Annotated in this window: 28 protein-coding genes; 13 read left to right on the forward strand and 15 right to left on the reverse strand. The window is 62.0% G+C overall.

Annotation, left to right across the window (positions count from 1 at the left end; all coding sequences use genetic code 11):
* Positions 1 to 18: 18 nt before the first annotated feature.
* The gene (locus OOT43_RS19400) at positions 19 to 282 is read left to right on the forward strand and encodes a DUF2442 domain-containing protein (RefSeq protein ID WP_266022337.1); all 264 of its coding nucleotides are present in this window, start codon (positions 19 to 21) and stop codon (positions 280 to 282) included.
* Between the two features lie 71 nt (positions 283 to 353).
* On the opposite strand, the gene OOT43_RS19405 is transcribed toward OOT43_RS19400, so the two are convergent.
* Both OOT43_RS19405 and OOT43_RS19410 read right to left on the reverse strand, forming a co-directional pair.
* Complete coding sequence (locus OOT43_RS19405) at positions 354 to 785, reverse strand: putative toxin-antitoxin system toxin component, PIN family (RefSeq protein ID WP_266022338.1); 432 nt, start codon at positions 783 to 785, stop codon at positions 354 to 356.
* 6 nt (positions 786 to 791) lie between these two features.
* Positions 792 to 1,085 carry a type II toxin-antitoxin system Phd/YefM family antitoxin gene (locus OOT43_RS19410; protein WP_266022339.1) on the reverse strand — a complete coding sequence of 98 codons (294 nt, stop codon included), beginning with the start codon at positions 1,083 to 1,085 and terminating at the stop codon, positions 792 to 794.
* Between the two features lie 23 nt (positions 1,086 to 1,108).
* On the opposite strand from OOT43_RS19410, the gene OOT43_RS19415 reads away from it, so the two are divergent.
* From OOT43_RS19415 to blaOXA, 3 genes are all read left to right on the forward strand, one after another.
* Positions 1,109 to 1,384, forward strand: a complete 276-nt coding sequence (locus tag OOT43_RS19415) for a hypothetical protein (protein WP_266022340.1) — start codon at positions 1,109 to 1,111, stop codon at positions 1,382 to 1,384.
* Between the two features lie 214 nt (positions 1,385 to 1,598).
* Positions 1,599 to 2,450: an acid phosphatase gene (locus OOT43_RS19420; protein WP_266022341.1), complete on the forward strand. Its 852-nt coding sequence runs from the start codon at positions 1,599 to 1,601 to the stop codon at positions 2,448 to 2,450.
* 222 nt (positions 2,451 to 2,672) lie between these two features.
* On the forward strand, positions 2,673 to 3,455 hold the full coding sequence (gene blaOXA, locus OOT43_RS19425) for a class D beta-lactamase (protein WP_394358066.1): 783 nt from the start codon (positions 2,673 to 2,675) through the stop codon (positions 3,453 to 3,455).
* Positions 3,456 to 3,507: 52 nt separating this feature from the next.
* On the opposite strand, the gene OOT43_RS19430 is transcribed toward blaOXA, so the two are convergent.
* The 12 genes from OOT43_RS19430 to OOT43_RS19485 form a co-directional block, all read right to left on the reverse strand.
* Entirely contained in the window at positions 3,508 to 5,181 is a 1,674-nt protein-coding gene (locus OOT43_RS19430; protein ID WP_266022343.1) for a formate--tetrahydrofolate ligase, read from the reverse strand.
* Between the two features lie 137 nt (positions 5,182 to 5,318).
* A complete protein-coding gene (locus tag OOT43_RS19435; RefSeq protein WP_266022344.1) occupies positions 5,319 to 6,119 on the reverse strand; it encodes a bestrophin-like domain in 801 nt (266 codons plus the stop codon).
* A 55-nt stretch (positions 6,120 to 6,174) separates the two neighbouring features.
* A complete protein-coding gene (locus tag OOT43_RS19440; RefSeq protein WP_266022345.1) occupies positions 6,175 to 7,383 on the reverse strand; it encodes a patatin-like phospholipase family protein in 1,209 nt (402 codons plus the stop codon).
* A 44-nt stretch (positions 7,384 to 7,427) separates the two neighbouring features.
* Positions 7,428 to 7,601, reverse strand: a complete 174-nt coding sequence (locus OOT43_RS19445) for a hypothetical protein (RefSeq protein ID WP_266022346.1) — start codon at positions 7,599 to 7,601, stop codon at positions 7,428 to 7,430.
* A gap of 508 nt (positions 7,602 to 8,109) precedes the next feature.
* Entirely contained in the window at positions 8,110 to 10,347 is a 2,238-nt protein-coding gene (locus OOT43_RS19450) for a cytochrome c3 family protein (protein WP_266022347.1), read from the reverse strand.
* Positions 10,348 to 10,388: 41 nt separating this feature from the next.
* A complete protein-coding gene (locus OOT43_RS19455) occupies positions 10,389 to 12,734 on the reverse strand; it encodes an arylsulfatase (RefSeq protein ID WP_266022348.1) in 2,346 nt (781 codons plus the stop codon).
* Positions 12,735 to 12,817: 83 nt separating this feature from the next.
* Complete coding sequence (locus OOT43_RS19460; RefSeq protein WP_266022349.1) at positions 12,818 to 13,597, reverse strand: hypothetical protein; 780 nt, start codon at positions 13,595 to 13,597, stop codon at positions 12,818 to 12,820.
* Between the two features lie 106 nt (positions 13,598 to 13,703).
* On the reverse strand, positions 13,704 to 14,414 hold the full coding sequence (locus OOT43_RS19465) for a DUF3313 domain-containing protein (protein ID WP_266022350.1): 711 nt from the start codon (positions 14,412 to 14,414) through the stop codon (positions 13,704 to 13,706).
* 245 nt (positions 14,415 to 14,659) lie between these two features.
* Entirely contained in the window at positions 14,660 to 15,289 is a 630-nt protein-coding gene (locus OOT43_RS19470; protein WP_266022351.1) for a response regulator transcription factor, read from the reverse strand.
* Entirely contained in the window at positions 15,276 to 17,162 is a 1,887-nt protein-coding gene (locus OOT43_RS19475; RefSeq protein WP_266022352.1) for a sensor histidine kinase, read from the reverse strand. Before OOT43_RS19475 ends, OOT43_RS19470 begins: the two co-directional genes overlap by 14 nt.
* Before the next feature lie 193 nt (positions 17,163 to 17,355).
* A complete protein-coding gene (locus OOT43_RS19480; protein ID WP_266022353.1) occupies positions 17,356 to 18,129 on the reverse strand; it encodes a DUF3313 family protein in 774 nt (257 codons plus the stop codon).
* Positions 18,130 to 18,137: 8 nt separating this feature from the next.
* Positions 18,138 to 18,569 (reverse strand): response regulator transcription factor, encoded by a 432-nt coding sequence (locus OOT43_RS19485; protein ID WP_266022354.1) that lies wholly within the window; start codon positions 18,567 to 18,569, stop codon positions 18,138 to 18,140.
* 298 nt (positions 18,570 to 18,867) lie between these two features.
* On the opposite strand from OOT43_RS19485, the gene kdpF reads away from it, so the two are divergent.
* Genes kdpF through kdpC form a run of 4 tightly spaced genes read left to right on the forward strand, consistent with a single transcriptional unit; the run spans position 18,868 to position 23,413 of the window.
* Positions 18,868 to 18,957 carry a K(+)-transporting ATPase subunit F gene (gene kdpF, locus OOT43_RS19490; RefSeq protein WP_266022355.1) on the forward strand — a complete coding sequence of 30 codons (90 nt, stop codon included), beginning with the start codon at positions 18,868 to 18,870 and terminating at the stop codon, positions 18,955 to 18,957.
* Entirely contained in the window at positions 18,957 to 20,744 is a 1,788-nt protein-coding gene (kdpA, locus tag OOT43_RS19495; protein WP_266022356.1) for a potassium-transporting ATPase subunit KdpA, read from the forward strand. Before kdpF ends, kdpA begins: the two co-directional genes overlap by 1 nt.
* Before the next feature lie 12 nt (positions 20,745 to 20,756).
* Positions 20,757 to 22,829, forward strand: a complete 2,073-nt coding sequence (gene kdpB, locus OOT43_RS19500; protein ID WP_266022357.1) for a potassium-transporting ATPase subunit KdpB — start codon at positions 20,757 to 20,759, stop codon at positions 22,827 to 22,829.
* Between the two features lie 11 nt (positions 22,830 to 22,840).
* On the forward strand, positions 22,841 to 23,413 hold the full coding sequence (gene kdpC / locus OOT43_RS19505; RefSeq protein WP_266022358.1) for a potassium-transporting ATPase subunit KdpC: 573 nt from the start codon (positions 22,841 to 22,843) through the stop codon (positions 23,411 to 23,413).
* A 75-nt stretch (positions 23,414 to 23,488) separates the two neighbouring features.
* Here kdpC and OOT43_RS19510 read toward each other — a convergent pair whose 3' ends face one another.
* Positions 23,489 to 23,899, reverse strand: coding sequence for a hypothetical protein (locus tag OOT43_RS19510; protein WP_266022359.1), 411 nt, complete (start codon positions 23,897 to 23,899; stop codon positions 23,489 to 23,491).
* A gap of 263 nt (positions 23,900 to 24,162) precedes the next feature.
* Here OOT43_RS19510 and OOT43_RS19515 point away from each other — a divergent pair, with 263 nt between their 5' ends.
* From OOT43_RS19515 to OOT43_RS19535, 5 genes are all read left to right on the forward strand, one after another.
* The gene (locus tag OOT43_RS19515; protein ID WP_266022360.1) at positions 24,163 to 24,612 is read left to right on the forward strand and encodes a hypothetical protein; all 450 of its coding nucleotides are present in this window, start codon (positions 24,163 to 24,165) and stop codon (positions 24,610 to 24,612) included.
* 132 nt (positions 24,613 to 24,744) lie between these two features.
* Positions 24,745 to 25,023 carry a BrnT family toxin gene (locus tag OOT43_RS19520; RefSeq protein WP_266022361.1) on the forward strand — a complete coding sequence of 93 codons (279 nt, stop codon included), beginning with the start codon at positions 24,745 to 24,747 and terminating at the stop codon, positions 25,021 to 25,023.
* The gene (locus tag OOT43_RS19525; RefSeq protein ID WP_266022362.1) at positions 25,007 to 25,243 is read left to right on the forward strand and encodes a hypothetical protein; all 237 of its coding nucleotides are present in this window, start codon (positions 25,007 to 25,009) and stop codon (positions 25,241 to 25,243) included. The genes OOT43_RS19520 and OOT43_RS19525 overlap by 17 nt, the downstream gene beginning before the upstream one ends.
* Positions 25,244 to 25,435: 192 nt before the next feature.
* Positions 25,436 to 25,792 carry a hypothetical protein gene (locus OOT43_RS19530; protein ID WP_266022363.1) on the forward strand — a complete coding sequence of 119 codons (357 nt, stop codon included), beginning with the start codon at positions 25,436 to 25,438 and terminating at the stop codon, positions 25,790 to 25,792.
* 23 nt (positions 25,793 to 25,815) lie between these two features.
* On the forward strand, positions 25,816 to 26,781 hold the full coding sequence (locus tag OOT43_RS19535; RefSeq protein ID WP_266024960.1) for a magnesium and cobalt transport protein CorA: 966 nt from the start codon (positions 25,816 to 25,818) through the stop codon (positions 26,779 to 26,781).
* The last annotated feature ends 18 nt before the right edge of the window (positions 26,782 to 26,799 follow it).

A 26,799-nucleotide genomic window follows, 5' to 3' on the forward strand; every position in this document is an offset into this window, starting at 1 on the left:
CCGCCGATCCAGCCGCGTATGCCGTGGCGCGTTGCGACCGTGGAAGCCCTGCCGGGATTTCGGCTGCACGTCCGATTTATGGACGGCACAGAGGGGACGGTGGACCTGACGGCCCTTATCCAGTCGCCCAGCGCCGGCGTTTTCTCCATCCTTGTCGATCCTGAACTCTTTGCCCAGGTGCACATCGAGTACGGCGCGGTGACGTGGCCGGGTGAGATCGATCTAGCCCCGGACGCGATGTATGCCGAGATTAAGGGCGGGTCATGCCCGGTTCGCCTATGAAGTGAACGGTGTGATCCTGCCGTCAGTAGGGATGCCTGACCGCCGCCGTCCAGGCCAGCGACCACCCCAAATCAAATTCCGGCGTGTCTTGCCCAGAACTCCCCAGGAGTTACGACAGGATAGCGTTCGCGGAGCGCCAGCAAGTCCTTGTTTCCGGTGATGAGATAATCGGCACCGGAGGACTTAAAGCCGGCCAGCAAGGTTCCAAGGACGAGTTGGTCTGCAACGTCGTGCAAATCCGGTTCTGCGCCGGGAAGAGGTTCAATGACTTCGGCTTGTATGGACAGAATATCCACCAAATCGCCCATCTCCACCTCCGATAAGCCATGGCGATGCGCCAAGCGGGGGAGTACTCGGCGCAATTCCTCCAGGATGTAATCAGAAAGCAGTACCTCTATTGAACCATACCGCCACGCGGCCATGATTTTGCCCGGAATACTGGCCGGATAAGCGATGCCCGAAAGCAGCACGTTCGTATCAAGCATCACGCGCAGGGTAGGCACGGTGGTTCAGCGCTGCTTGGCAGATGAACGTGTCTGTGCCCGTTCGATCTCGACGGCAGCCTCAATTTCGACCAGGCCTTCCGTCTCCGGCACATTGTCAAAGCCCTGTTCTATGCGTTTGCATAGTGCATCGAAGCGGTTCTGCATGCGGCGAATACGTTCGAAAAGTTTTGCATCGACCAGCACGGCTACCGGTTTGCCGTCCTTGTTGATAACAACGCTATCGTGCCGGTACTGGACTTGATTGAGCATTTCGCCCAGATTCTGCCGGAAAGTGACTGCGCTGGTTTCGGTAATCATGACACCCTCTTGATATGATCATAATGTTCATATTGATTAATAGGCCAGTAGAGGTCAACATTTTTATCGCGGCATCTTCATCGCCCCTCCTCCCGAAAGCCGCCCGTCGTGCCGCCGCGAGCTTGAAGCGGGCGGCACACACTTCGTTGACGCATCCCGGTAATGGCAAACGGCTTGAGGGACGACAGGACCGCGAGCTATTCGTGCGCTTCGGACAGCGTAGCTATGTCGTGCGCTGTCATCTCGACGGCGACGAGATCGTGATTCAGAAAAGCTGGCACGGCCTCGAAGACAGATGACGGAACCTGATCGACGTTGCCGCGTAAAAAAATCGGGCCTCGCTCAGGCTTATGTCGTGCTTCTTCGACGTGAGCTGAAGCCGTCGGTACGGTGATGGCTGGCAACGCAGGCAAATCCGCGTCTGGATCTTTGCAGTCCGAAAAGAACCGCCGAGCGCGTTGCGGGCTTACACTACCCCAGGGATACGCGACAACGAGCGGGGCCGGGGTCTTGATGAATAGTGTCTGCTATCGTGGGCGGTATGTATTTTGGTCTGTGCTGGTGTATGCCGCCCTGTTCGCCGGCTGCACCCGAAATCAGGCACTTCGGCAATCCGATGTTCCAACCGAGTTCCGCTCGGCGTCGGTTGTGGGTTATCTGCCATTCAAAACCGTCCCCGACAGTCGCACGCTGGTTCCGTCGCCCCCCGCGGAAGGATCGGAAGCGCTTGCATTCGACACGGATTACAGCCGCAGGAGTCTGGCGCTGCGCGATTCCCCGGCGTGGACGCTGGCGATTTCCGACGCTTATCTGATGTTTCCTCATGCGGCGGGCACTTTTTCCTGCGCGCTGGACGCGCCGATCACGGAAGCGGATACGCCGCACCTCTATGTGCTGCTGCGGCGGTCATTGATCGATGCCGGGCTTTCGACCTATGCCGCCAAGAATTACTACCGGCGGCCGAGGCCGTTCATGTCGAACCAGGAGCCGATCTGCACGCCGGCGGAGCAAGGCAGGCTGGAGGAGAACGGCTCGTACCCTTCGGCGCACGGCGCGATCGGCATGACCTGGGCGCTCATTCTCGCCGAGCTTTCCCCGGAGCGTGCCGCTGAAATCCTTGCCCGCGGGCAGGCGTTTGGGCTGAGCCGTGTCGTTTGCAATGCGCACTGGTACAGCGACGTGATTCAGGGACGAAACGTGGCTGCGGCGACGGTGGCCAAGCTGCGCGCCAGCCCGGCGTTTCTCGCTGACTTCAGGGCCGCCAAGGCCGAACTCGCTGCGGTGCGCCGTAAGGACCCGAAACCCCAGCGCGCCTGCAGGAGCGAAGCCGCAGCTATGGGGCTGCAGCGGTCGTTGGGGCAGTGAATGGTGATGCCGGCTTATGGCGTGTTTCCGGAGGCGGCCTTGTCCTGTGTTCACTGCGGAGTCACCCATAATTCCCGGGCGGCTGGAGGATATCGGAAAATGGCTGGATGGGCTCGTGGTAAAGTTGAGGGATTTTCAGTGAGCGGTGCGAATAATATTAGTATGCCGATGGCCTTGTTGTTTGCAAATATTCCATACCCCTGCCTGGGTATATCGACTCCAATAATGAAATGGGTATTTGCAGCAGTGGTTTTGTTTGCGTGCACAGCGCACGCAACCGGTTGGAAAGACAGCCGGGAAGTTGGCGATATTTTCAGGCATGCCGGCGTGCATGGCACTTTCGTACTTTATGACGTCTCCGCCCAGACGTTTACCGGTCACGAGAGAGGACGCGCAGAAACCAGATTCGTTCCTGCGTCGACGTTCAAGATTCCAAATACGCTGATTGGACTTGCCACCGGCGCGGTTAAGAGCGTCGACGAAATCTTGCCCTATGGCGGCGCTCCTCAGCCTTTCAAAACCTGGGAGAAGGATATGGGGCTGCGCGAAGCGATCGTGATTTCGAACGTTCCGATCTATCAGGAATTGGCCCGGCGTATCGGTCTCGAGCGCATGAAGGATTATGTGTCTCGCTTGGATTACGGCAATAGGGAAATTGGCGCTGCCGTGGATACGTTCTGGCTGGCCGGGCCGCTCAAGATCAGCGCGGTCGAGCAAACCCAATTTCTCGCTGGCTTGGCGCAAGACGCCTTGCCGTTGTCAAAAGAGATTCAGGGAGCCGTTCGTGAGATTGTCCTACTGGAACAAGGCACGAATTGGAAACTCTATGGCAAAACGGGCTTGGGAAACGTTGCCGGAGTCAGGATAGGCTGGTGGGTCGGCTGGGCGCAAAGGGACGATCGTATTTATGCGTTTGCGCTGAACATGGATGTCCGGAGCGAATCCGACATAGGTAAACGAGTGGAGTTGGGTAAAGCCAGCCTGAAAGCATTGGGGTTGCTTTGACCGGCACCGCCGCGGGCTCCCAAACGGGGGCCCGCGGTGCCCCGCACGCCGATCAGAACAAGCCGCTGATCCGGCCGTTGTCGTCGACGTCGATGTGCTCGGCCGCCGGAACTTTGGGCAGGCCGGGCATGGTCATCATGTCGCCGGCGATGGCGACGATGAAGCCGGCGCCGTTGGCCAGGCGGACTTCGCGGATGGCGACGGTGTGGCCGCTCGGCGCGCCCTTGGCGTTGGGGTCGGTGGAGAAGGACATCTGGGTCTTGGCCATGCACACCGGGTAATGCCCGTAGTCGGCATTCCAGGCCTCGAGCTGGGCCTTGACCTTGGCGTCGGCGCTGATGCCTGCCGCGCCATAGATCTTGGTGGCGATGGTCTCGATCTTGTTCCACAGCGTCGCTTCGTCGCCGTAGACGAAAGTATGCCGGCCCGGCTGGTGGTCGACGATGCCGGCGACGGTCTTGGCCAGCGCTTCCGCGCCCTTGCCGCCTTCGGCCCAATGCCGGGCGACCACGGCTTTCACATCCAGCGCCTCGCATTTCTCCATCAGCAGGGCGATTTCGGCTTCGGTGTCGAAACTGAAATGGTTGATCGAGACCACGCAGGGCAGGCCATAGTGCTCGCGGATGTTGTGGACGTGCCTTTCCAGGTTGGCGAAACCGGCTTCCAGCGCGGCGAGGTTTTCCTGGTTCAAGTCTTCCTTTTTCACGCCGCCGTGGAATTTCAAGGCGCGCACGGTGGCGACCAGCACCACCGCGGCGGGGTTGAGTCCGGCCATGCGGCATTTGATGTCGATGAACTTCTCGGCGCCCAGGTCGGCGCCGAAGCCGGCTTCGGTCACTACGTAATCGGCCAGCTTCAGCGCGGTCTGGGTGGCGGTCACGGTATTGCAGCCGTGGGCGATGTTGGCGAACGGCCCGCCGTGGATGATGGCGAGGTTGTTCTCCAGGGTCTGCACCAGATTCGGCTTGATGGCGTCCTTCAGCAGGGCGGCCATGGCGCCGTGAGCCTTGAGGTCGCTGGCGTAGACCGGCGTCTTGCCGTCGCTCTTGTAGCCGACGATGATGCGGCCCAGCCGTTCCTTCAGGTCCGCCATGCTGGTGGCCAGGCACAGAATGGCCATCACTTCCGAAGCCACTACGATGTCGAAGCCGTCTTCGCGCAGATAGCCGTTGGCGGTGCCGCCCATGCCCACCACGATCTTGCGCAGGGCGCGGTCGTTCATGTCGACCACGCGTTTCCACTGGATGCGGCGGGGGTCGATATCGAGCGCATTGCCGTGGTTGATGTGGTTGTCGATCAGGGCCGAGAGCAGGTTGTGGGTGACGCCGACGGCGTGGAAGTCGCCGGTGAAATGCAGGTTGATGTCCTCCATCGGCACCACTTGGGCATAGCCGCCGCCGGCTGCGCCGCCTTTGACGCCGAAGCAGGGGCCGAGCGAGGGTTCGCGCAGGCACATCACGGTTTTCTTGCCGATCCGGTTCAGCGCGTCGCCCAGGCCGACCGTGGTCGTGGTCTTGCCTTCGCCGGCCGGGGTCGGGCTGATGGCGGTGACCAGGATGAGCTTGCCGTCGGATCGGTCCTTGAGGCCGTCGATGTAGTCGAGCGCGACCTTGGCTTTGTAATGCCCGTAAGGGTCGAGGCTGGCGGCAGGAATTCCCAGTTTCTCGCGGGCCAGGTCAATGATGGGCAGCATCTTGGCGCGCTGCGCGATTTCGATATCGGACATCAGGGTTCCTCGTGTTCGTGTTCGGGTCAGGCCGCCGGTCGGGGCCTGAATCGGGGCGCCATATTATCAAGTTGGTGGGGGCGTAGCAGCTAAGCGCGGGTCGCAAGTCGGCGCTTCCGTTCCCCAGGTGCCGCTTCTCACAGTCCGGCCGGATCGAGATCCTTCAAGCCCTTGAGAACTGAAGCGTAGGCCGCGGGGGAGACGCCCATTTCTCCCCGGAAAGGATTGTCCAGCGCAGCGATGAGGAATATCACGAATCCCAGAAACAGGGAGAATATCCCCGTGAGAAGCAGATGGGTTTTGAGCGAGGGCAGGTGGAACATGTAGGTCAGCAAGATGGACAGGACCGCGCCGGCCAGGATCACGATCCAGAATACCAAAGGTATGCCGGTATCCACGGCGTCCATGCGCATACGGCGGGCCTCGATGACCTTGTTAAACGCGGTGAACGCTTCTGACAGCATGATCTCCTGGTTGGCCGTGGCAGGCTGATAGGTGGTCAGGATTCCCTGGAAATCGGAAAGGATGCGGGTGCCGCCATTCGGTATTTCTCCTTGGCGGTGCGCGGGAAATGCGACGTCGATTAGGTAATTCAGATATTTTCCCAGACGGTCTTGAAGCTTATGCCGTTCCTCTTCGGGAAATGCGCAGACGTCCCGGTACAGTGCGGCGACCAGTGCAGCCTCCTTGCTGGCGGTCCCGTTGGCGGAGTCGTAGTTCTGCCAGACGGCGACGGCGACCAGGCCCAGCAGCAGGCTGTACATCACCCCCACGCCAGCGAAGAAGCCGTTCACGGCCTCGTTGGTTTCGTCGGACAGGCGAAAGACCCGGCCGGCCCACCGTCTCGACGCGATCAGGCCCAGGAAGGCTACGAGCACGAACGTGGAGATGGTGAGGACGCCTAATAACCAAGTGGGTATGTCGTATATCCAATACATGCGGCGATTTTCCGGCTGGTTTCGACGAATTACAGGCCCTCAGGCGTGAGCCGTCTCACATTCCCGGAGGAGTCTTTTCCCAGTGATACCCCTTTGCAGCCAGGTCGTAACCGGTCTGGAACAGCTTGCGCATGTAGTCCGAATCGAAATCTTCCTTATGGGGGGCGGAGAAGGTTTTCGGGATGTAGGCGAGGTTGTAGTCGATGCCGTCGCGCTGGGCGGTCGCGTAGATTTTGTATAAATCGCCGATTCCTTGGGTCTGTATGAGCGAAGAGATGGCGCGGCCGGCGATGCTCAGGGTCTGCCGTTGGACTTCGGCCCAGTCGGGGTCCAGCCGGGCGTTACGGATGATGTACAGATGACGCTCGCGGCTGATACCTTCTTTCTTCGTCGTCTCCGCCACGCGCAGGGACGGCGGATAGACGAACACCTGGGCCATCGCGCCGCCATCGACGTGCATTTCGTGATAGCGCTTGCCGCCGGCTTCCACGTCGATCATCGCCGGCGGGAAGGCGCCGGGAATGGCCGCCGAAGCGAGCATGATCTTGTGGAACAACTTCAAGGCTTCGGGTTTGCCGCTGGCGGCGATCTTGGTCATGTTCCAGATCACCGCCTGGCGCGAATCCAGGTTGGTGGTGGCCATCAGCAGCATGCGTCCCTTCGCATATTCGGCGGCGATTTCGTTGAGCATGTCCTGGGTGACGTATCTTTCCGCCAGCTTGGCCAGAGGTGCATTGTCGGCCAGGGCGTCATCGAACAGTGCGGCGGTCAGGCTGCGGGCTTCCAGGATGTCCTTAGGTTGAGTCTGGGTGTAGACCGCCTTCAGCGCATCGTCGTACCTGGGACCGAGAAAGGCGAACGGTGCGATCAGGGCGCCGGTGCTGATGCCGGTGACCATCTTGAATTCCGGCCGGTTGCCGGCAGCGGTCCAGCCGCACAGGAGCCCCGCGCCGAAGGCCCCGTCATCCCCGCCGCCGGACAGGGCGAGGAAATTGGCGGGGGGCAGGTGGTTGACGTCGGTCCGCCCCTGCTGTGCGAGGTAAGCCTGCTCCTTCCTGAGGTTGGCCATGCCTTCCTGGAGCGCCTCCGGCATATCGGCCCGGACGATGTAGCGGACGCCGGGCAGGCCGACGACCTCCGCCTTGTCGGAGAGCGCTTGGGGCACTGCCGGTTCCCGGGTCGGGAGGGAGCAGCCCTGAAGAAGCAGGGTAGCGCCGATAAGAATCGTGGCGGGCAGGCTGCGCCGCGAAAAATTTAGGTTCATCGAAGAGTCCTCTCGGGTTTTTGTCGGGTGGTGGAGATGTGGGTTTAGAGGCCGGTTCGACTCGCCTCGGCTGCCGAAGGCTCCGCGGGCACAAGCGGCTTGCCGAAATGCAGGGCCTGTATAGGGAACGCGCGTCTTACGCCTTCGCCCATGAGGGCGATTGCCACGAATACCTCCTCGTCGTCCACCTTGTCGGGCGCATTCAGCGGGAGTTTCAACCCGGCCATCCGGGTATTGTGGTCTGAGGTCGCTCCGCGCCACCAGGCAGCCGACCCGGCATCCCGTGAAGGTCGAAGGCAGGCGGGGGGAAGAGTCGTCAATTGGCATAGGTCAAGGAAAGTTCGCAGTAGCGTGTATCAAGGCACGGGGATGGTCAACATGGATGCTGTCGTCGTTGTTCATTGGGCCCGATGCGCTGCCGCAGCGGTTACTAAGCGTTAAGAAAGAAAAGTCTTTCGTCACCCCGGCATGGATTCACGGCACGCCATCCTGCCTGCCGCCCTTCGGAAAAATGCAAATCCGCTCCCGGCGGATTTGTGCCGAGGTCCAGGCTACATGGATGTATCAGCCTTGCCATCCCCGGCTTCTGGATTCATGCCGGGCTGTCCTGCCCGCCCCCCCTGCGGGGCCAGTGCCCATCCGCTCCCGGCGGATGGGTCCGGCAATCCATGCCGGAATGACGAGCGATGCGGCCATCATTCCTTTACGCTTAGTAAGCGGCCTGATTCACTCGGTCCGGGCATCTTTCGCCAACTGGACCCGCAATTCCTTCAACGAGTAGTCTTCAGGTGCATGCCGCAATCCCTCCTTGACGGCGTTCCTCGCTTCGCGGAGCCGGCCTGCGGATTGTAAGGCCATGGCATAGACCAGACTGAAATGCGGTTCCCGAGGGGCGAGTTCCGCCGCTCGTTTCAGAGAGGTCAGCGCCGCATCCAGGTTCCTGCGGCGGATTTCCAGGAGTCCCAGGGCGTGGTGTAGCGAGGCCGCTCGTGGCCGAAGAGCCAGACCTTGCTTCAACAGTGCCGCGCCTTCGTCATCACGGCCGGTCTGCCGGTAGAGATCGGCGAGATTGGCATAGGCGGGCTCCCAGCCGGGATCGAGGATCAGTGCTTCGCGGTAGGCTTGTTCGGCGGCCGCCGTTTCACCGCGGGCGGTGTGGAAATTGCCCAGGTTGACATGGGCGGCGGGGGTGTCGGCATTGAATCGCTGGCCGGTCAGATATTCGTCGGTGGCTTTCAGGAAATTGGTCCGGTCATCTGGCGGCATCTGCTCCAGGGGAATCCCGGCCAGGGCGCCGGCCGCCAATGCCCGCACTACGCGGGCGGTGTCGCGCAGGGCAGGGCGGAGAAACCGCCAACTCGCATCGGGTGGAAGCTGTGCCAGGGTCTGGACCGCCGAGGCACGGACCAGCGGATCGGCGTCGGTCACCGCCTCGGCGAGCGCGAGAGTCGATTCCTGCCGCAGCCGACGGCCGATTTCCGCCGCCGCCGTGGCTCGTGCGATGGCGGGCTGGCTCTTCTTTCCAAGCAGGGCTATGACCCCAGCTTCGGCATCGCCGGTCCCGGCGCGCGCGGCGGCAAGAATCCCTGCGTAGTCCTGGTAGCCTGCCGGGTCATGCCCATACCATCGCTTCAGGGCGGAGACCGCCCAGCGCGCGGGTTGGCCGGCGTGGCAGGCGGTGCAGGCATTGGGGGTTCCGAGTTTCGCAGAGCGGTCGGGGCGCGGAACGCGGAAGCCGTGGTCGCGCCGGACGTCGATTTCCATGTAGGTCTTGGTCGGCATGTGGCAGTCGATGCAGCGCGATCCTGCCCTTCCCGGTCGGTGGAAGTGGTGGGCCGGGGTGTCGAACTTCGCTGCCGCGTGGCACTGCAGGCAGACGCCATTGCCCGCCGCCCGGAGTTTGAGACTGTGCGGCTCGTGGCAATCGCTGCAGGTCACGCCTTCCCGGTACATCCGGCTCTGCAGGAAAGATCCGTACTCATACACCTCGCCTTCGATCTGGCCGTCGGCATGATAGAGCGGTTCCTCCAGCCAGGCCGGGAGATGGGAGTCGAGCAGGGGGGCGCCGTCGCGGTTATCGCCGAACAGTTGGGCGCGGCGGGCGTGGCAGCGGGCACAGATCTGGATTTCCTTCTCGCCCGTGCGCGGAAGGCTGCGCCGGGCCGAACTGGAACCCGGCGCGAGCGTCCATGCCGCGCCGCGGCGCTCGTTCAGGCTCAGACTCAGGCCCTTGTTGGCGTCGTCGGGATGGCCCCCTGACCGAGCGGTTCGGCCCCAGGCCACGTGGCGGGATCCAGGGCCATGACAGGCCTCGCAGGCCACGTCGATCTCCGACCAGGTCGTGCGGTAGCTCCGCGTCGCCGCGTCGTAATTCTTTTGCAGATGGGTCGAATGGCATTCGGCGCACATGAAGTTCCAGTTCTGCAAGGGCCGGGTCCAGTGCAGTTCGTCGTTGTGGTCGGTTTTTTCGCCAGGATAGAGGTGGAACCAGCGCTGGCCGCCTTGCTTGCGGGGCCGGCTGTCCCAGGCGATGGAGAGGGCTTGCAGCCGCCCCCTGCCCAGTTCCACCAGGTATTGCTGAAGGGGAGAGAAGCCGAAAGTGTATTTGATCTCGAAATCGGCCAGCTTGCCGTCCGGGCCGTCCGTACGCACCCAATAGCGCCCATCCCGCCGGAAGAAGCGCGACACCACCCCGTCCTTGCGAAATTCGGCGCCGTCGAAATCGCCCAGCACCGCGTGCTGGTTGGCTTCCTGCATGGCGAGATCGTGGTGCGAGCCCTGCCACAGGCGGTCCTGTTCGGCGTGGCATTCCGCGCAGACGGCTCGGCCCACGAACGCAGGCTCTGCCGCGGACGGCTCGCTGGCCGCAGCGGCGAGGCTGGCAATCAGTCCGGCAAGGGCAGGCAAGCCGAAGCGCGGGGCGAAGATCCGCACAAGCGTACGGTGACGGCGTTTCCCGATCACTCCCGGCCTCCGGCTTCGGCTGGCTGGCTGCCCCTCGTCGTTCAGGGTTTGGCCGTTTCTATCGTTACCTTGGCGATGTGTCCGGTGAAGCGGTTGTCGTTTTCCTTGTAGTCGTCGGTCACGGGTGTTTCCTCATCCACGCCCACGTTCGCGGTTTCGTCGGCGGAGAAAAGATTGGGAACCGTCTTTTCGATCCGGCCTTCGCCGACTTTCCGTCCACCGACGTAGAGGGTTCCCAGTCCACCTTTGCCCCGGCCGCCGCCATCGTAGGCAAATTCGTAGCGCAGCGTGGCTTTTCCTGCCGGCAGTTTCTCCGGGGCGGAGATCGAATAGCGCTCCATGCCCAGCCAGTTGTAGGTGAAGACGGGGTGGCCGTCCTTGAGATAGAGACTCCAACCGGCGAAGCGCCCGCCCTGGGCCAGAATCACACCGTTGGCGCCGCCTTCGGGGATGTCCAGGTCGGCGTTGATCGTGTGGGAGCGGTTCTTCACATTGATGAAGACATTCTCCGGCATACCGATGCCGCCGGGGTACACGGTGAGCGAGGTGCGTCCGGCCATAAGATCCGGGCGTCCGGCCTGGACAGGATCGAGGCGCTCGATGGTCCGGTCGTCGATGGGCAGCACGTTGTACTTCACTGCTTCCTTCATGAACAGGGCTTGCAGTTCCTTGAGCTTGGCCGGATTGGCCGAGGCCAGATCCTCCGCCTGGCTGAAATCCTGGGGCAGGTGATAGAGCTCCCAGCGATCGTTTTCGAGTGTAGTCCGGGGCTTGGGTTCCCAGGGTGCCCTGTGCACCGTGCCCGCGAACCAGCCGTCGTGATAGATGCCGCGGTTGCCGGTGATCTCGAAATATTGCGTGCGGTGGCGCGACTTCGCTGCGGGATCGGCGAAGGTATAGGCGAGGCTGACGCCCTCCATGGGGCGCTGGGGTGTGCCGTTTACGGCCTTCGGCTGAGGCAGGCCCGCCACTTCCAGCACCGTCGGTGCGATGTCAATCACATGATGGAACTGGGTGCGGAACTCGCCCTTGGCCTTGATGCCCTTCGGCCAGTGAATGACCATCGGGTTCTGATTGCCGCCGGATTTCGAAGCGACCTGTTTGCCGTAATTGAAGGGAGTGTTCCCGGCATTGGCCCAACCCACCGCGTAATGGGGGAATGTGTCCGGACCTCCCCAGTCGTCGAGGTGTTTGAGCCGCTGGTCGAGGGGTTCCGGAACGCCGTTGAATAGCGAGTTCATCTCGTTGACGGCCCCGGCCATGCTGCCTTCGGGGCTGGCGCCGTTGTCGCCGACGACGTAGATGAACAAGGTGTTCTCCATGCTGCCCAGTTCCTCGAGCGTCCGCACGAACCGCCCGATCTCGCGGTCCGTGTGCTCGCCGAAGCCAGCGTAAACCTCCATTTGCCGTGAGTAGACCTTTTTCTCGTCGGCCGTAAGCGCGTCCCAGGCCGGGATCGCTTCCGGTTTGGGCGCAAGCAGGGTGGTTTCCGGAACCACACCCAGCCGCTTCTGCCGTGCGAGCGTCTCTTCCTGATAGCGGTCCCAACCGCCATCGAAGCGGCCTTTATATTTGTCGGCCCATTCCCTGGGGACATGATGCGGGGCGTGGGTGGCGCCGGGCGCGAAATAGACGAAAAACGGCCGGTCGGGCGTCAGGCTCTGCTGCTGGCGGACCCAGGCAACGGCCTGGTCGGTCATGTCGGTGGTGAAATGGTAATTGGGATCGCGGGGCGGCTCGATCCGGGTGACGCCATCGTAAAGGGTCGGCGCCCACTGGTTGGTCTCGCCACCGAGGAAGCCGTAGAACTTTTCAAAGCCGGAGTAGGTGGGCCAGCGGTCGAAAGGTCCGGAAACGCTGGTTTCCCACAGAGGCATCAGGTGCCATTTGCCGAAGGCGGCGGTGCTGTAGCCGTTCAGGCGCAGAATCTCCGCCAGGGGGGCGATGGCGCTCGGTCGTACACCGGTGTTGCCGGGAAAGGCGGTGGCGATGTCCTGCACCGAGCCGGTGTTGTTGCTGTGATGGTTGCGCCCGGTGAGCAGCGCCGCGCGGGTGGGCGAGCACAATGCCGCGACGTGGAACTGGTTGTAGCGCAGTCCATTCTGGGCCAATCGGTCCAGGGTCGGCATCTCGATGGCGCCGCCGAAAGGGCTCGCCTGGCCGAAGCCGAAGTCATCCAGCAGGACGATCACCACGTTGGGCGCTCCGGCCGGCGCCTTGGTCTCGAAGCGCGGCGGGGCCTTGGCCCGGCGGGCGTCGAGTTCCTTGATCGGGGGATGCTTGGGTTCGGCGATCGGCAATGCCGACCGGTCGATCCTTTCCGCCGCGTAGACGGGCAGAGCCATCGAGCACGACAGGGCCGCCGCCCATAGCTTGAATCGGGTCATGGTTTTTGATTCCTTGAGAGCAGGGTCAGGTTTCCGTCTCACCGCGTAGCGCGGGGGAGGACGGCGCATTGCAAAGCGCCTTTTCACCAAAAATGGCTCATTCCGAGGAAGGGTCCGCTCATGGTCGCATTGGTTTCAAACCCGGGTTTGCTGACGTCCACCCGCAGTGCCTTGAATCCGGCTTCGATCGAGGCCGGTTGGTCGAACAGCGTGGTCCGGTAACCGACCAAGCCCATCAGGGCGCCGGTGAAACTCACATCGTCCGCGCCGAAACCGCCGGCGTTGCCATCCATGAGCACGAACCATTCGGGACTGAGTTCCACGATGATCCTTCCGCCCAGCACCGGTGCGGTCAGGGTCTGGCTCATCGCGGGGCTGGGCAGACCTCTCAACTGTATTTGGTTGCTCAGCCAGAGGGTGCGCCCTCCCAAATAGACGTCGAGGATGTTGGATTTCGACTTTTCCGTCCATCGCTGCATGCGTTCGGAACGGGTGGGACCGAACAGGCGGTACATGGCCCCGTAGTCCATGATGCCCAGCTCGGTGGACAGGCCTTTGCTGATTCCGCCATCGAAACGCGGCCTGAAGTCCATCTGCATGTAGTTGCCGTCCAGATAGAATCCCAGGCGTTCGTAATTGGCTTCCAGCCGTCCCATGAAGGCTGCCGGGAAATTGCGCAGTTTCCCCGCGATGTCGAGGAAACTGTAGTCGACGGAGGCGCTGTGCCGGCCGTTGGCGAAGCTGCCGTTCATGCCGGGAAACCACATGTAGAGCGACAGGTTGATGGCCCAGGGCTTGGGCGTGTTCTCCGGCTCGCCGGTTGTCTCCTCGAGCTCGGCGCCGAAGGCGGCGGATAGGAACATACTCAAAACCCACCCGCAAACGGACCACAAACGGCAGCTTCCCCGTGTATTCATAACCGTCTCCCCGCGCCGCTGTTTTCCTTCGAGGCCGAAGCTTGCCGGGAAGTCACAACGGCCTCTCCGCGCCGCTGGTCCAAGCGCTCAAGCGTTCCGCCGCATTCTCGGCCCAGTGGTTCATCGCGTTTTGGGCGTCGCCCAGCGTCCACTGGAAGGCCGTGGTAAAGCTGCCTCCACCCAGGCGCTTGTCCGCCACCGCGGCCAACAATTCACCGGAGGCCGCATCGGTCACCTTGGCTTCGACCTGGGCACTCCCGACGAAGGGGAACTTGCCCGTAGCGACGTAGCCGAGATTGCTGAGCATGTGTGCCTGCGGCACCGCCATGGAAATCGTGCGCAAACCCGGCGTTGCGGTTTCGGCATGAACGAGCGCCACCTGGAGCTTCATGACGCCGGGTCCCGGTTGCGCGACCACGGTGAATTTCTTGCCCAGTTCCTCATTCAGTTTCTGGTTGAAATAATCGACCACGGCCTGCTGGTCGCCGGACGAGAGCTCGTCCTTGTCGCCGCCCCAGTAGCTCACGGGCTCGATCATCACTTTGTTGTACTGAGCCCACTTGGCCGTGGGATTCACATAACGAAACGCCATCTGGTCGTCCGTGCCGGGCTTGAGCAGCCTGCAGGTCCTGCCCAGCATCCCGCAATTCAGCTCGGAGCGGCTGAGGTCGGCTTTCTGGGTGGTTGTACAGCCCGACAGCAGCAGCAAGCCCAAGCCGGCTGCAGTCCAGCCAGCGATTGTTCCCGAGAGTGTGGTCTTCATGTTTCGCACGGAATGTCTCCAAGGTTGTGTCATGAGAGATGACCGGTTTCGTGCCGCCGGTTGCGCAGCCACCGCCTGCGCCCACGTTGGTGCGGCGCTGGGTCGGAAACCGGAGCCGGGCCAGTTGCGAGGCGTAACGGAACCCCGCCTTCTGAGAGCGAATTTAAACGGTGATGGTGGGCGGCGAAATTGGACTTTGGTCCAATGTGGAGAGGCCCGCGGCGGGGATACGGCGATTGCGCCGCTCAGTACTCGGGCGGCGCGGTCAGGCCGGCCTTGTCGGCCAGCCGAATGAGTTCGGCGAGGGAGCGCACCTGGAGTTTCCGCATGATATGGGCGCGATGAACCTTGACGGTCTTTTCGACTGTACCGAGGTCGGCGGCGATCTGCTTGTTCAGCCGGCCGGCCACCACATGGCTCAAGACCTCGCGTTCGCGGGGCGTGAGCGTCGCCAGGCGCAGGCGTACCTCCGCCTTGTCGGCGTCTTGCGCTCGGGCAGCCCGGTCGCGGGCGAGGGCTTGGCGGATCGCGTTCAACAGATCGCCGTCGTTCACCGGTTTGGTGAGAAAATCCACTGCCCCCTGCTTCATGGCACGGACGCTGGCCGGGATGTCGCCCTGGCCGCTGAGAAAGACCGTAGGGCGCGCCTGTTCCCGTTCGGCCAGGGTGCGCTGCAAATCCAGGCCGTTCAGTTCCGGCATGGAAAGGTCCAGCACCACGCAGCCGGGAGCATCGGGGTCGTGGTGTTCCAGGAATTCCTGGGGCGAACCGAATGCCGCCACGTGCAGTCCTTCGGACCGTAGCAGCCGCTCGATGGCCTTGAGTACGGCCGGATCGTCATCCACCAGGAATACGGTGTCCTCAGGCCGGCACATCGGCGCGTTCCGGCAAAGGCGGGAGAATCAGGCTCAAACGGGCGCCGCGTCCGGGGTTGTTGGCGGCGCGGATCGTGCCGCCGTGGGCCGAGACGATCGTGCGGCATACCGAGAGCCCCAAACCCAGCCCTTGGCTTTTGGTCGTGACGAAGGGTTCGAATACCCGCTCCAAATCCTCCGCCGGAATTCCCCGGCCCCGGTCGGCTACCGTAAGCCGTATGCCGTTGGCCGCCGCGGTCTCGGTCCCGATCCGGATTTCGCGCTCGGTCCGGTCCAGGCACGCCATGGCGTCGCAGGCATTCACCACCAGATTGAGCAGGACTTGCTGCAGTTGGACCCTGTCACCGGAAACCATCGGCAACGCCGGCGCGAGCGTCGTGACGACGGCGATGCCCTGGTTCACCAGGTCGCTGCGGACCAGCTTCAGCACGTCCTCCACGAGCGCATTGACATTCACAGGGCCGTACTGAAGTTCGCCTTTTCGGAACAGGAGGTGGAGGCGGCGGATGACTTCGCCAGCGCGTTTATCTTCTTCCACGATGTCGCCGAGGATCTCTCTGACTTCGCCGATGTCGACGGGCTCATGATCGAGAAAGCGCCGGGCGGCCTGGGCGTTGGCGAGAATGGCGGTCAAGGGCTGATTCAACTCATGGGCCAGCGAGCCGGACAATTCGCCCAGCATTGTCACGCGGGACAGATGCGCCAGCTCGTGGCGCTGCTTCTGCACTTCCTGTTCCGCCAGTTTGCGCCGGGTGATGTCGATCGAGACGCCCCGCATCCGGAGCGGTTTGCCGCTGCCGTCGAATTCCACCCTTCCCCGGGCCGCAAGCCAACGCGTGCCCACACCGGGCAAACAAATACGGTATTCGCCTTCGTAATCGCCGCTGTTTTGCAAGGCTTTGGCAATCGATTCGCTGACCGCTTCGCGGTCGTCCGCATGCAGGGTTTTCATGAAACGGGCGAAATCGATCCGTTCGTCCTTCGGTATGCCGTAGAGGGCACGGCCTTGCTCCATGGTCCATATCTCATCCTTGGCGATGTCCCACAACCATAGGCCGAGGTCGGCGGCGCCGGCCGCCAAGCGCATCCGTTCCTGGCTTTCCCGCAGTTCGGCTTCGCTGACTTCCAGTTGCCGGGCGAGCCTGGCGGCTTGCAGCACGTCCGAACTCAGCTCGTAACTCATGGCGAGAAGGACGAGCAGGAACGGCAGGCTGATCAGGTAAGGTATGTGGAGGATGCCGGCGTGAATCAGGATCGCGCTCCCGGCCGCGATCAGGATGAAGCACAGGATGCCGCTGCCCACCAGGGCGGCGCGGCGCCGGTTGTCATATCCGCCGCGGCGCCAGAGCGAGACCACGGCATCGGCGAGGTAGGCGACCGTCAGCAGCAAGGCCAAATCGTCGATTGCGACCCAGGGTCCGCGGACGCCCTCCGCCGCGGCGATCGTTTCGCCGCCCGGCAGGACGATGTGCCGCAGCGCGGTGATTTCCGCGTAATTCAGGTTGGGCGAGGACAGAAAGTTCAGCGCGTCGGCGAGTCCACGCACGCCACAGGCAGCGTAAGCCAGCCAAGCGCGCCCGGTCCGGAAGTGCGCCTGTATGAAGCCGATCACCGCCAAGGTTCCGGTGAACACCGGGATATGGATCCAATAGAGCAGTTCCTCGAAGACCCGAGTGGAGTCCGCGCGCATCATGGCGTATTCGAAGCCGGCGAAGGCCGCCATGGTCAAGGCGAGGAGGGAAAACAAGAAATAAGCCGGGCGCTCCCTTTGCTTGAGTCCGATGATGAAATACACGCCCGCGAGCGTCAGGCAGGCCGATGCGGTCATGGACCAGATCACGGTGATCCAGCTTATGGGATGCGTATCTGCCATGAGTCAGGAATCGGTCGATCTGTCCGGCGAGGGTCAGTGGAGGGAGCAGTGAAGTTTATCCAAAAAGGGGTGCCGATGCCGTGTTCGGACAACAGTGAGGCCGTTGCCGCGGTAGATGACGCACCCATCACCTCCGGCTGCGAAGGCCCCTTGGGCATTCCGCGGGCCGGTGCCCGGCTTCGGGGCGTATCGATCAGAACGGTCTGAGGGTAAACGCCGTGGGATCCGTCACCACTTCGCCGGGCTTGCGGTTGGCAATCTGTACGAATTGCTTGGCCCAGCGGTCCATGATGCCCTTGGCGGGGCCATACCAGGTGAGGCGGGTCAGGTCGAGGGGGCCGACGTCGGCCATGTCGCGGTCGGCGAAAGTCGCCACAATTTCGCCCGTCTGGAGATCGCGTATACGGCCTTCGAATGCGGCGCGGCGCTGATTGACGGCACCGACCGCGGAACCCGTGCCCGGCGGGCCGGCCCAGCTCAAGGCATGGAGCACCGGCGTGGATGGGTCGATCTCTATCAGGGCGAGTTCCAGCCGCAGGGCGTTCTCCTTATGTTGCCCCGCGCTTTCAACGACGCGGAAACGGTGTTTCGGGTCTTCCTTGAAAGCCTTCACCACCTGGTCGTGGAAATAGCCCGCAAGTTCGGCGATGTCGGACTCGACATCTCTGATCCAGGTGGCGGAGCTCAGGTTATGCAGCCAGTCCATCTCCAGCATGTACTGGGTGTTGACCGGCGCGACGACGAGCTCCTTGTAAGGCGCCTTGTCGAAACCCGGTTTGATCCAGGCTTTCTGGAACGGCAGGTCGGCACGCCGGGTCTGGCGTTTCGGGTCGGCGATGAAACCGGTGTCCGGGGCAGGGGCCACCGCGATCGCCTTGGCATCGTTGCTGCCGGATTTCACCGCCGAACAGCCGGAAACCGCCAGGGCCAGCAGAAGGCAAAGGCCGTCAGGTTTGTTGTGTCGCATCTTGCTGATCACTCGTTAATGTCAGGGGGTAAAAGGTGCGGACACGATCCTTGCAGCGAGGCTATGGTGTCCAGCAGAGCCCGATCGTCCACCGGCTTGCGCAAGTAGGCGGCGCCGGTCGCCAAGACCCGGGATTGGGCCTCTTCGGTATCGTGTCCCGTCACGACGATCGTCGGAATACGCATGCCCTTGGCCTTCAGCCGATCTAGCACGTCGAAACCGGTGAGGCCCGGCATGTGAAGGTCCAGGATGACGCAGAGCGGTACCTGTTTCCCCAGCGATTCGAGGAACGCTGCAGCGGAACCAAAGGTTTCCACCGCAAAGCCGGCGGACCGCATCAGTCGCCGCAATGCCTTGCACACGGCCTCCTCGTCATCGACGATCGCAATGAGGTCAGGGTTGGCTTTCTTCATGGTGTGGAACAGTAGCGAAAACTTCACGGAGGCGATATTGGACTTTGGTCTAACGCTTCTGCCGCTGGAAGGATTCCTGCTTCTGTGAACCCATGGCCGCGACTGCCGGCTTGCGAACCTGCTCGCATCGGCTCTTTATGTCCCCTTTACGCTTCGCCCCACTATCTTTAGGGCATCTTTATCCTGAAATCGCTAGGCTTTCTCGTCTGAAATTCAACGTACAGGGGATCAGGGCTATGGACGTTTTCTATCTCGCCGTCTTGGCCGGCGTGTTCATTGTGACGACCGGTTTGGTTTATGGCCTGGAAAATCTGAGGGCGAAAGAATGAGCTGGATTCATCTGCTGGGCGCGGCGCTCGCGCTGGGAATCTTCGTGTATCTCGTGTTCGCCCTCCTTTATCCGGAGAAATTCTGATGACGGCTAACGGTTTGCTGCAAATCTGCGTGTACCTCGGCGTGCTGCTGGCCCTGGCCAAGCCGCTCGGCAGTTACATGGCGGCGGTGTACGAGGGGAGGTCAGCGGCGGTGAGCTTGCTGGCGCCGGTCGAGCGCTTCATCTACCGCATCACCGGGGTCGATCCGGAGGCGGAAATGCGCTGGACCGGCTACGTCTTCGCCTTCCTGCTGTTCAATCTTTTGGGGGCATTGGCGGTTTATCTGCTGCAGCGGTCGCAGGGATTCCTGCCTTTGAATCCCCAGGGATTGCCGGGCGTCAGCCCGGACTCGTCGCTCAACACGGCGATCAGTTTCGCCACCAACACCAACTGGCAGGGCTACGGCGGCGAGACGACCATGAGCTATCTCACCCAGATGCTGGGGCTGACGGTGCAGAACTTCGTGTCGGCCGCCAGTGGCATGGCGGTGCTGGTGGCGCTGATCCGAGGCTTCGTCCGCAAGAACGCCGACACCATCGGCAATTTCTGGGTCGACATGAGCCGCAGCACACTGTACATCCTGCTGCCCTTGTCCTTCATCCTGGCCTTGCTGCTGATCGGGCAGGGCGTGGTTCAAACCTTCGGTCCTTACCAGGGCGTTCCGCTGGTCGAAGCCACCGGTTACGACCAGCCGAAGCTGGACGACAGCGGCCAGCCCGTGGTCGATGCGAATGGCAGCCCGGTGACCGAGCACGTCACGGTCAGCGAGCAGACGCTGGCTTTGGGTCCGGCGGCATCGCAGGTCGCCATCAAGCAACTCGGCACCAACGGCGGCGGCTTCTTCAACGTGAATTCCTCCCATCCGTTCGAGAATCCGACGCCCTTCTCCAATTTCCTGGAGATGCTGGCGATCCTCGTGGTTTCCGGGGCGCTTTGCTACACCTTCGGGGTGATGGTCGGCGATACCCGGCAGGGCTGGGTGATCCTGGCGGCGATGACGCTGATCTTCGTCCCGCTGCTTTTCGCCACCGTCCTCTGCGAGCAGAGCGGCAATCCGGCCTTCGGCGTTCTGGGGCTCGATCCGGCCGGCGGCAACATGGAGGGCAAGGAAACCCGCTTCGGCATCGTCAACTCCGCGCTGTGGGCGACGGCGACGACGGCGGCGTCCAACGGATCGGTCAACGCCATGCACGATTCCTTCACGCCGCTGGGCGGCCTGGTGCCGATGTGGCTGATGCAGCTGGGCGAGGTCGTCTTCGGCGGCGTGGGTTCCGGGCTGTACGGGATGCTCGTGTTCGCCATCGTCGCGGTGTTCGTCGCCGGCCTCATGATCGGCCGCACTCCCGAATACCTGGGCAAGAAGATCGAGGCCTACGAGATGAAGATGGCCGCCATCGTGATCCTGGTACCGCCCTTGGTCGTTCTGGGCGGGACGGCCATCGCCGTCATGGTCGACGCCGGCAAGGCCTCGGTCTTCAATCCGGGCGCCCACGGTTTCAGCGAGATCCTTTACGCCTTCTCGTCCGCCGGCAACAACAACGGCAGCGCCTTCGGCGGGCTGTCGGCCAACACGCCTTTCTACAACCTCATGCTGGGGCTGGCGATGTGGCTTTCGCGCTACTGGCTGGCGGTGCCGGTGCTGGCGATCGCCGGCGCCTTGGCCGCCAAGAAGTACGTGCCGCCGAGCGCAGGCACCTTGCCGACCCATACGCCGATGTTCGTGTGCCTGCTGATCAGCGTGGTCATGATCGTCGGCGCCTTGACCTTCATTCCGGCGCTGGCTCTTGGCCCCATCGTCGAACACCTCGCGATGACCGGCGCGTATTAAGAGGAATCGTTCATGACCCATCAAACCGCGAAACAAGGCCTGTTCGACCGCGAGATCCTGGCGGAGGCTTTGCTGGACTCGTTCCGCAAGCTGGCGCCGCAGACACAGTTGAAGAACCCGGTGATGTTCGTCGTCTACGTCGGCAGCCTGCTGACGACGGTGTTGTATGTTCAGTCCCTGGTCGGTCAGGGTGAGGCGCCTTCGGGGTTCATTCTGGCGATCACGCTCTGGCTCTGGTTCACCGTGTTGTTCGCCAATTTCGCCGAGGCGGTGGCGGAAGGGCGGGCTAAGGCCCAGGCCGCATCCCTGCGCAGCGCCAAGCGCGACGTCATGGCGAAAAAGCTGGACGAACCGCGCTACGGCGCCAACTACAGCAAGGTCGCGGGGTCGAGCCTGCGCCGCGGCGATGTGGTGCTGATCGAAGCCGGCGATTTCATCCCCGGCGACGGCGAAGTGATCGAAGGCGTGGCCTCGGTCAACGAAAGCGCCATCACCGGAGAAAGCGCGCCGGTGATCCGCGAGTCAGGCGGCGACTTCAGCTCGGTCACCGGGGGCACGCGGGTGCTGTCGGACTGGCTGGTGGTGCGGATCACGGTCAATCCGGGCGAGGCCTTCCTCGACCGCATGATCGCCATGGTCGAAGGCGCCAAGCGCCAGAAGACCCCGAACGAGATCGCCCTGACCATCCTGCTGGTGGCGCTGACCCTGATCTTCCTGATGGCAACCGTGACCCTGCTGCCGTTTTCGATCTACGGCGTGGAGACCTCCGGTTCCGGCCAGCCGATCACCATTACCGTGCTGGTGGCGCTCCTGGTGTGCCTGATTCCCACCACGATCGGCGGCCTGCTTTCGGCCATCGGCGTGGCCGGCATCGGCCGGATGATGCGCAAGAACGTGATCGCCACCTCGGGCCGGGCCGTGGAGGCGGCGGGTGACGTGGACGTGCTGCTGCTCGATAAGACCGGCACCATCACGCTGGGCAACCGCCAGGCCTCGGCCTTCCTGCCGCTGCAAGGGATCGGCCAGCAGGAACTGGCGGATGCCGCGCAATTGGCGTCGCTGGCGGACGAAACGCCGGAAGGCCGCAGCGTGGTCGTGCTGGCCAAGCAAAAGTACGGGCTCAGGGAGCGGGACGTGCAATCCTTGGGCGCCACCTTCGTGCACTTCAGCGCCCAGACCCGGATGAGCGGTGTCAACCTGGAAGGGCGGCAGATCCGCAAGGGCGCGGCCGACGCCATCCGCGCCTATGTGGAAGAGCAGGGCGGCGCGTTCCCCGAGGAGGCGCAGAAGCTGGTCCACGACGTGGCGCGGCGCGGCAGCACCCCGCTGGTGGTGGCCGAGAGCGACCGTGCGCTGGGCGTGATCGAGCTGAAGGACATCGTCAAGGGCGGTATCAAGGAGCGTTTCGTCGAGCTGCGCCGGATGGGCATCAAGACTGTCATGATCACCGGCGACAACCCGCTGACCGCGGCCGCCATCGCCGCTGAAGCGGGCGTGGACGATTTCCTGGCGGAAGCGACGCCCGAGGCCAAGCTCAAGCTGATCCGCGGCTACCAGGCCGAAGGCCGGCTGGTGGCGATGACCGGCGATGGCACCAACGACGCCCCGGCGCTGGCCCAGGCGGACGTCGCGGTGGCCATGAACAGCGGCACCCAGGCAGCGAAGGAAGCCGGCAACATGGTGGACCTGGATTCCAATCCCACCAAGCTGATCGAGATCGTCGAGACCGGCAAGCAAATGCTGATGACCCGCGGCGCGCTCACCACTTTCAGCATTGCCAACGACGTGGCGAAATATTTCGCCATCATTCCCGCGGCGTTCGCGACCACTTATCCCGCGCTCAATGCCCTCAACATCATGGGGCTTGCCACGCATGCCAGCGCCATTCTGTCCGCGGTGATCTTCAACGCCCTCATCATCGTCGTGCTCATCCCGCTGGCGCTGACCGGCGTGGCGTACCGGCCGGTCGGCGCTTCGGTGCTGTTGCGCAACAACCTGCTGATCTATGGCGTGGGCGGACTGATCGTGCCCTTCATCGGCATCAAGCTGATCGACCTGCTGCTCGTCGCCCTGGATCTCGTTTAGAGGATGTCCCCATGACTACGCACTTCAAACCCGCTCTGCTCATGCTTCTGGTATGGACCGCGATTACCGGCATCGCCTACCCCGTGCTGGTGACCCATCTGGGGCAACTGCTGTTTCCCCGCCAGGCCAACGGCAGTCTGATCGAAAAGGACGGAAAACCGCTGGGCTCGGCACTTGTCGGCCAGCTCTTCGGCGACCCGAAATATTTCTGGAGCCGCCCGTCCGCGACCGCACCGCACGCCTATAACGCCGGGGCCTCCAGCGGTTCCAATCAGGGGCCCACCAACCCGGCGCTGGCCGAAGCCATCAAGGGACGCGTCCGGGCCCTGAGGGACGCCGATCCCGGCAACCCGGCGCCGGTGCCCGCCGATCTGGTCACGGCCTCAGGCAGCGGCCTGGACCCGCATATCAGCCCGGCAGCCGCCGCTTACCAGGTGGCGCGCGTCGCCAGGGTCCGAAATTTGGCGGAAACGAAGCTCAGGGAACTGGTTGCGCAGCACACCGAAGGCCGCCAGTTCGGGTTTCTGGGCGAGCCGCGGGTGAACGTCCTGATGCTCAACCTGGCGCTGGATGCGGCGGAGTGATGAGCGTCGAAAGGCTGGTCCTGGATACGTGCTGGTCTCCTGCTTGATGATCTGGTGACGCCTTTGCGGTCAGGATCATCCGGCAGCGCCGGCTTCGAGCGAGACGATGTACCGCAGCACGTCCTCCGTTCGTCCTTCCGACACCAGTTGCTCGGCGGTCTTGTAGCCGAAAGTCGAGAGCGGCTCGTTGCGATACCAGAACAAGGTGCGATTCACGTCTCCGGAAATGTCGGTACTGGCCTTGATGACTCTCAAAGCTTCGCGCAGAAACCGCTGCACCCCCTGCGACGTGGGTGCGCGGCTGATGGTGTTGCGGTGGACATGCGCTTGATCCGCCAGCGTTTGAAGGTCTATGTTCAGGGCTTGACTGAAGCGTTTCGGCGACAGAGCCGGACCGGGCATGTCCTGGTCGCGCAGCGATTCGACAAAGTGGTCGTAATTTTTTCCGGGGGCTTGCGGAGCCTCGGCGGCAGGGGAAGCGGTCATGAGTGGACCTCAGGCGTGGAATGCACGAATTTTACACTAAATATGCACTTTATTTGCCTGCTGCCTTTACCCGAATAGGATAGAGGCTTGGGACGGGGCTTGCTCGACGGGTAGGCGTGGCAGGAGAATCGGCATTTGAGGTTGTGGCGGCCCAGCCGTGCCGACGACAACGGTTCCAATCCAGATTAGGCAGAATCTATATTAGTGCTCTAATTAGCGATTCTATTTAGTAACAAGTTAGGCAGCGAAGTAGTCGAGAGTATATGTATACCGAGAGGAACACAGATGACAGCATTCAAAGCAAACCAATTGCACCGCGAGGAAGCACCGCAACACATCCAATGGCGCACTACGCTGGAAAGAGAAACTTTCTCGTTGATGTTGCGGCATTTCAAGGCTCAAGCGGCTCACCTGTGTTCAGCTACGAAGCCCCTATGTTCAGGCAGCCTGATGGTTCATTCACGCCCGGAACCAAGGTAAATTTCATTGGGGTTGTGTGGGGCGTCATTGAGCGCACCGTGGCAGGCAAGCTTCAAGCAGTTGAAATTCCTTCCGCTTTAGAGCATGTGCCTGTTCTCCAAACTTCGCTAAACCTGGCTATCGCTCTGCACTCGGATGCCGTGAAATATCTCGATGAAAACATTTTCCCAGGCATCAACGCAACGCGTGGAAATGCAGCCGCGCAAAGGGCCAAGGGCCAATCCGCTGCCTAACTGGGCGTTCAGCGCGGGTGCCACTACAGGCCATGCCTTCGGCATTTTCATGGCCTGTAGTCGTGGCCTCCGCGCTTTGCGCTCCGGCGCAGGTTAACTAGGGCGCTAGGCGTTTCGAAGGAGATTTGCATAGTGGAATTCGAGTGGGACCAGGACAAGGCGACGAAAAATGAAAAGAAACACGGAATTACCTTCGTCGAGGCGACAACTGTGTTCGGCGATCCGCTGGAATTGACTATCTCAGACCCAGATCATTCTGCGGGAGAATATCGTTTCCTCAGCATTGGTCGATCTAACCTCGGGAATTTGTTGGTGGTCTCCTACACTGAGAGGCTTCAGAGCCACATCCGCATTATCAGCGCCCGTAAAGCAACAAAGCAGGAACAGAAATATTATGAGCAAAACCACTGAATCCGATGAAATGAAGCCTGAATATGACTTTTCAGGCGGTGTCCGTGGAAAACATTATCGCGCCTATCAGCAAGGCACAAATATCGTCCTTCTTGACCCCGATATTGCCGAGGTATTCAGGGATTCGGAAGCGGTAAATCATGCACTACGAATGCTTATAGAGTTGGCAGGAAATGAACTGAGGAGAAGCCTAACAAAGGGCTCAAGCGGACGCTCGTAACCTCGCGCCGCGTAGCCCAACCGTTGGGCATCACAAAAAAGATGTCCACACACTTAATCTGAAACTTCTTCAAAATCCGGGGATCCAATCAGCGCAAAATTTACAGATTTTTTACCCTGGTTTCGGCTATTTTTATGCCGGTCTTAGGAGCGATGGGCTAAGGTGTCGCTCTTTCCAACTACCGTAAAGCTCATGTCAGATCGAAGTTATCTCGGGATCGTTGCTACCGAAAACAACGAATGGATCGTCGTCAACCAGGTGCAGGGGGAGATGCGTTGGTCCGCGAAGTTCGACAACACCTCCGAAGGCCTGGAATCTCTGGCAAAATTCATCAGCGATCGCTGTCAGAGGCCGAAAATATGCGTGAAATCGACGAACTCTCTGGGGCTGCACCTGATTCTGCATATCAGTTCCGTCACGGACATCGAGGTGTTGCTGATGTCGGAGGCGGGTTTGCGGGTCCATCAGGGGTGGCTGCCGGACCTGCCGGCGCGGACGGCTACGCCGCAGGCCGAGATCCTGGCGCGCTGCGCGGAGCGTTTGATCTGAGTTCGGCGGGCGATTCGGCGGCGATGGTGGTGAATTGCATCGCCTACAAGCAGGGGCGGCGGGTCGGTGAGATCGCCATCGACGACATCAGCGAGATACTGAAACAGGACGGCACCTTCGTCTGGCTGGGCCTGCGTGAGCCGGAGACGGGCATGCTGGGAAAAATCCAGCAGGAATTCGGTCTGCACGAGCTGGCAATTGAGGACGCCTGTTCGGCGCATCAGCGCCCGAAACTGGAAGAGTACGGTGAATCGCTGTTCCTGGTGCTGCAGACCGCTCAACTGGTGGACGACGCCGTCCAGTTCGGCGAGACCCATTTGTTCATCGGCCCGCGTTTCCTGGTTTCGATCCGGCATGGGTCGCCGTTCAGTTATCAGAAGGTGCGGGAGCGCTGCGAAAATCTGCCCCGCTCGCTTGCCGTGGGTCCGGGCTTTGCGGTGTACGCCATCATGGATTTCATCGTCGACGGCTACGGCCCCGTCGTGGACGGACTGCAGGAACGGTTCGAACGTCTGGAGGGAGACGTCTTCAACCACCAGTTCAGCCGCCGGACTCAGGAGCAGCTTTATACGCTGAAACGCGAACTACTGATGGTGCGAGGTGCGGCGGAACCGCTGCTCGACATCTGCAGCCAGTTGACGCGTTTCCATGCGGACCTGTTTCCCAAGGAGATGCGGTTCTATTTCCGGGACATTTCCGACCACGTCAAACGCATCGACCAGGCCGTCGACCGGATGCGGGAGATGCTGACATCGGCCATGCAGGTGCACCTGACGCTGGTCACGGTGCGCCAGAACGAAGTGGTAAAGCGTTTGGCCGGCTGGGGCGCCATTCTCGCGGTTCCCACCATGGTGTTCAGCCTTTACGGGGTCAATTTCAAATATATGCCCGAGCTGGAGTGGGAATACAGCTATCCCACCATGCTGGCCGTCGTCACCCTGGGTTGCGCGATTCTGTACCGGAGGCTGAAAAATGCGCGCTGGTTGTGACGTTGCAGGGCGGAATTG

The sequence above is a fragment of the Methylococcus mesophilus genome (assembly GCF_026247885.1).
GTDB lineage: Bacteria > Pseudomonadota > Gammaproteobacteria > Methylococcales > Methylococcaceae > Methylococcus > Methylococcus mesophilus.

Coding starts and splice junctions, on each gene's coding strand:
- OOT43_RS19480 (WP_266022353.1), bottom strand. CDS start 18,129: ATGCGACACAACAAACCTGACGGCCTTTGCCTTCTGCTGGCCCTGGCG.
- kdpB (WP_266022357.1), top strand. CDS start 20,757: ATGACCCATCAAACCGCGAAACAAGGCCTGTTCGACCGCGAGATCCTG.
- OOT43_RS19400 (WP_266022337.1), top strand. CDS start 19: ATGCCGTGGCGCGTTGCGACCGTGGAAGCCCTGCCGGGATTTCGGCTG.
- OOT43_RS19460 (WP_266022349.1), bottom strand. CDS start 13,597: ATGTTCCTATCCGCCGCCTTCGGCGCCGAGCTCGAGGAGACAACCGGC.
- OOT43_RS19420 (WP_266022341.1), top strand. CDS start 1,599: ATGAATAGTGTCTGCTATCGTGGGCGGTATGTATTTTGGTCTGTGCTG.
- OOT43_RS19410 (WP_266022339.1), bottom strand. CDS start 1,085: ATGATTACCGAAACCAGCGCAGTCACTTTCCGGCAGAATCTGGGCGAA.
- OOT43_RS19440 (WP_266022345.1), bottom strand. CDS start 7,383: ATGAACCTAAATTTTTCGCGGCGCAGCCTGCCCGCCACGATTCTTATC.
- OOT43_RS19525 (WP_266022362.1), top strand. CDS start 25,007: ATGAGCAAAACCACTGAATCCGATGAAATGAAGCCTGAATATGACTTT.
- OOT43_RS19430 (WP_266022343.1), bottom strand. CDS start 5,181: ATGTCCGATATCGAAATCGCGCAGCGCGCCAAGATGCTGCCCATCATT.
- kdpA (WP_266022356.1), top strand. CDS start 18,957: ATGACGGCTAACGGTTTGCTGCAAATCTGCGTGTACCTCGGCGTGCTG.
- OOT43_RS19475 (WP_266022352.1), bottom strand. CDS start 17,162: ATGGCAGATACGCATCCCATAAGCTGGATCACCGTGATCTGGTCCATG.
- OOT43_RS19510 (WP_266022359.1), bottom strand. CDS start 23,899: ATGACCGCTTCCCCTGCCGCCGAGGCTCCGCAAGCCCCCGGAAAAAAT.
- OOT43_RS19515 (WP_266022360.1), top strand. CDS start 24,163: ATGTATACCGAGAGGAACACAGATGACAGCATTCAAAGCAAACCAATT.
- OOT43_RS19415 (WP_266022340.1), top strand. CDS start 1,109: ATGTTCATATTGATTAATAGGCCAGTAGAGGTCAACATTTTTATCGCG.
- OOT43_RS19455 (WP_266022348.1), bottom strand. CDS start 12,734: ATGACCCGATTCAAGCTATGGGCGGCGGCCCTGTCGTGCTCGATGGCT.
- OOT43_RS19465 (WP_266022350.1), bottom strand. CDS start 14,414: ATGAAGACCACACTCTCGGGAACAATCGCTGGCTGGACTGCAGCCGGC.
- kdpC (WP_266022358.1), top strand. CDS start 22,841: ATGACTACGCACTTCAAACCCGCTCTGCTCATGCTTCTGGTATGGACC.
- OOT43_RS19535 (WP_266024960.1), top strand. CDS start 25,816: ATGGTGGTGAATTGCATCGCCTACAAGCAGGGGCGGCGGGTCGGTGAG.
- OOT43_RS19470 (WP_266022351.1), bottom strand. CDS start 15,289: ATGTGCCGGCCTGAGGACACCGTATTCCTGGTGGATGACGATCCGGCC.
- OOT43_RS19435 (WP_266022344.1), bottom strand. CDS start 6,119: ATGTATTGGATATACGACATACCCACTTGGTTATTAGGCGTCCTCACC.
- OOT43_RS19530 (WP_266022363.1), top strand. CDS start 25,436: ATGTCAGATCGAAGTTATCTCGGGATCGTTGCTACCGAAAACAACGAA.
- kdpF (WP_266022355.1), top strand. CDS start 18,868: ATGAGCTGGATTCATCTGCTGGGCGCGGCGCTCGCGCTGGGAATCTTC.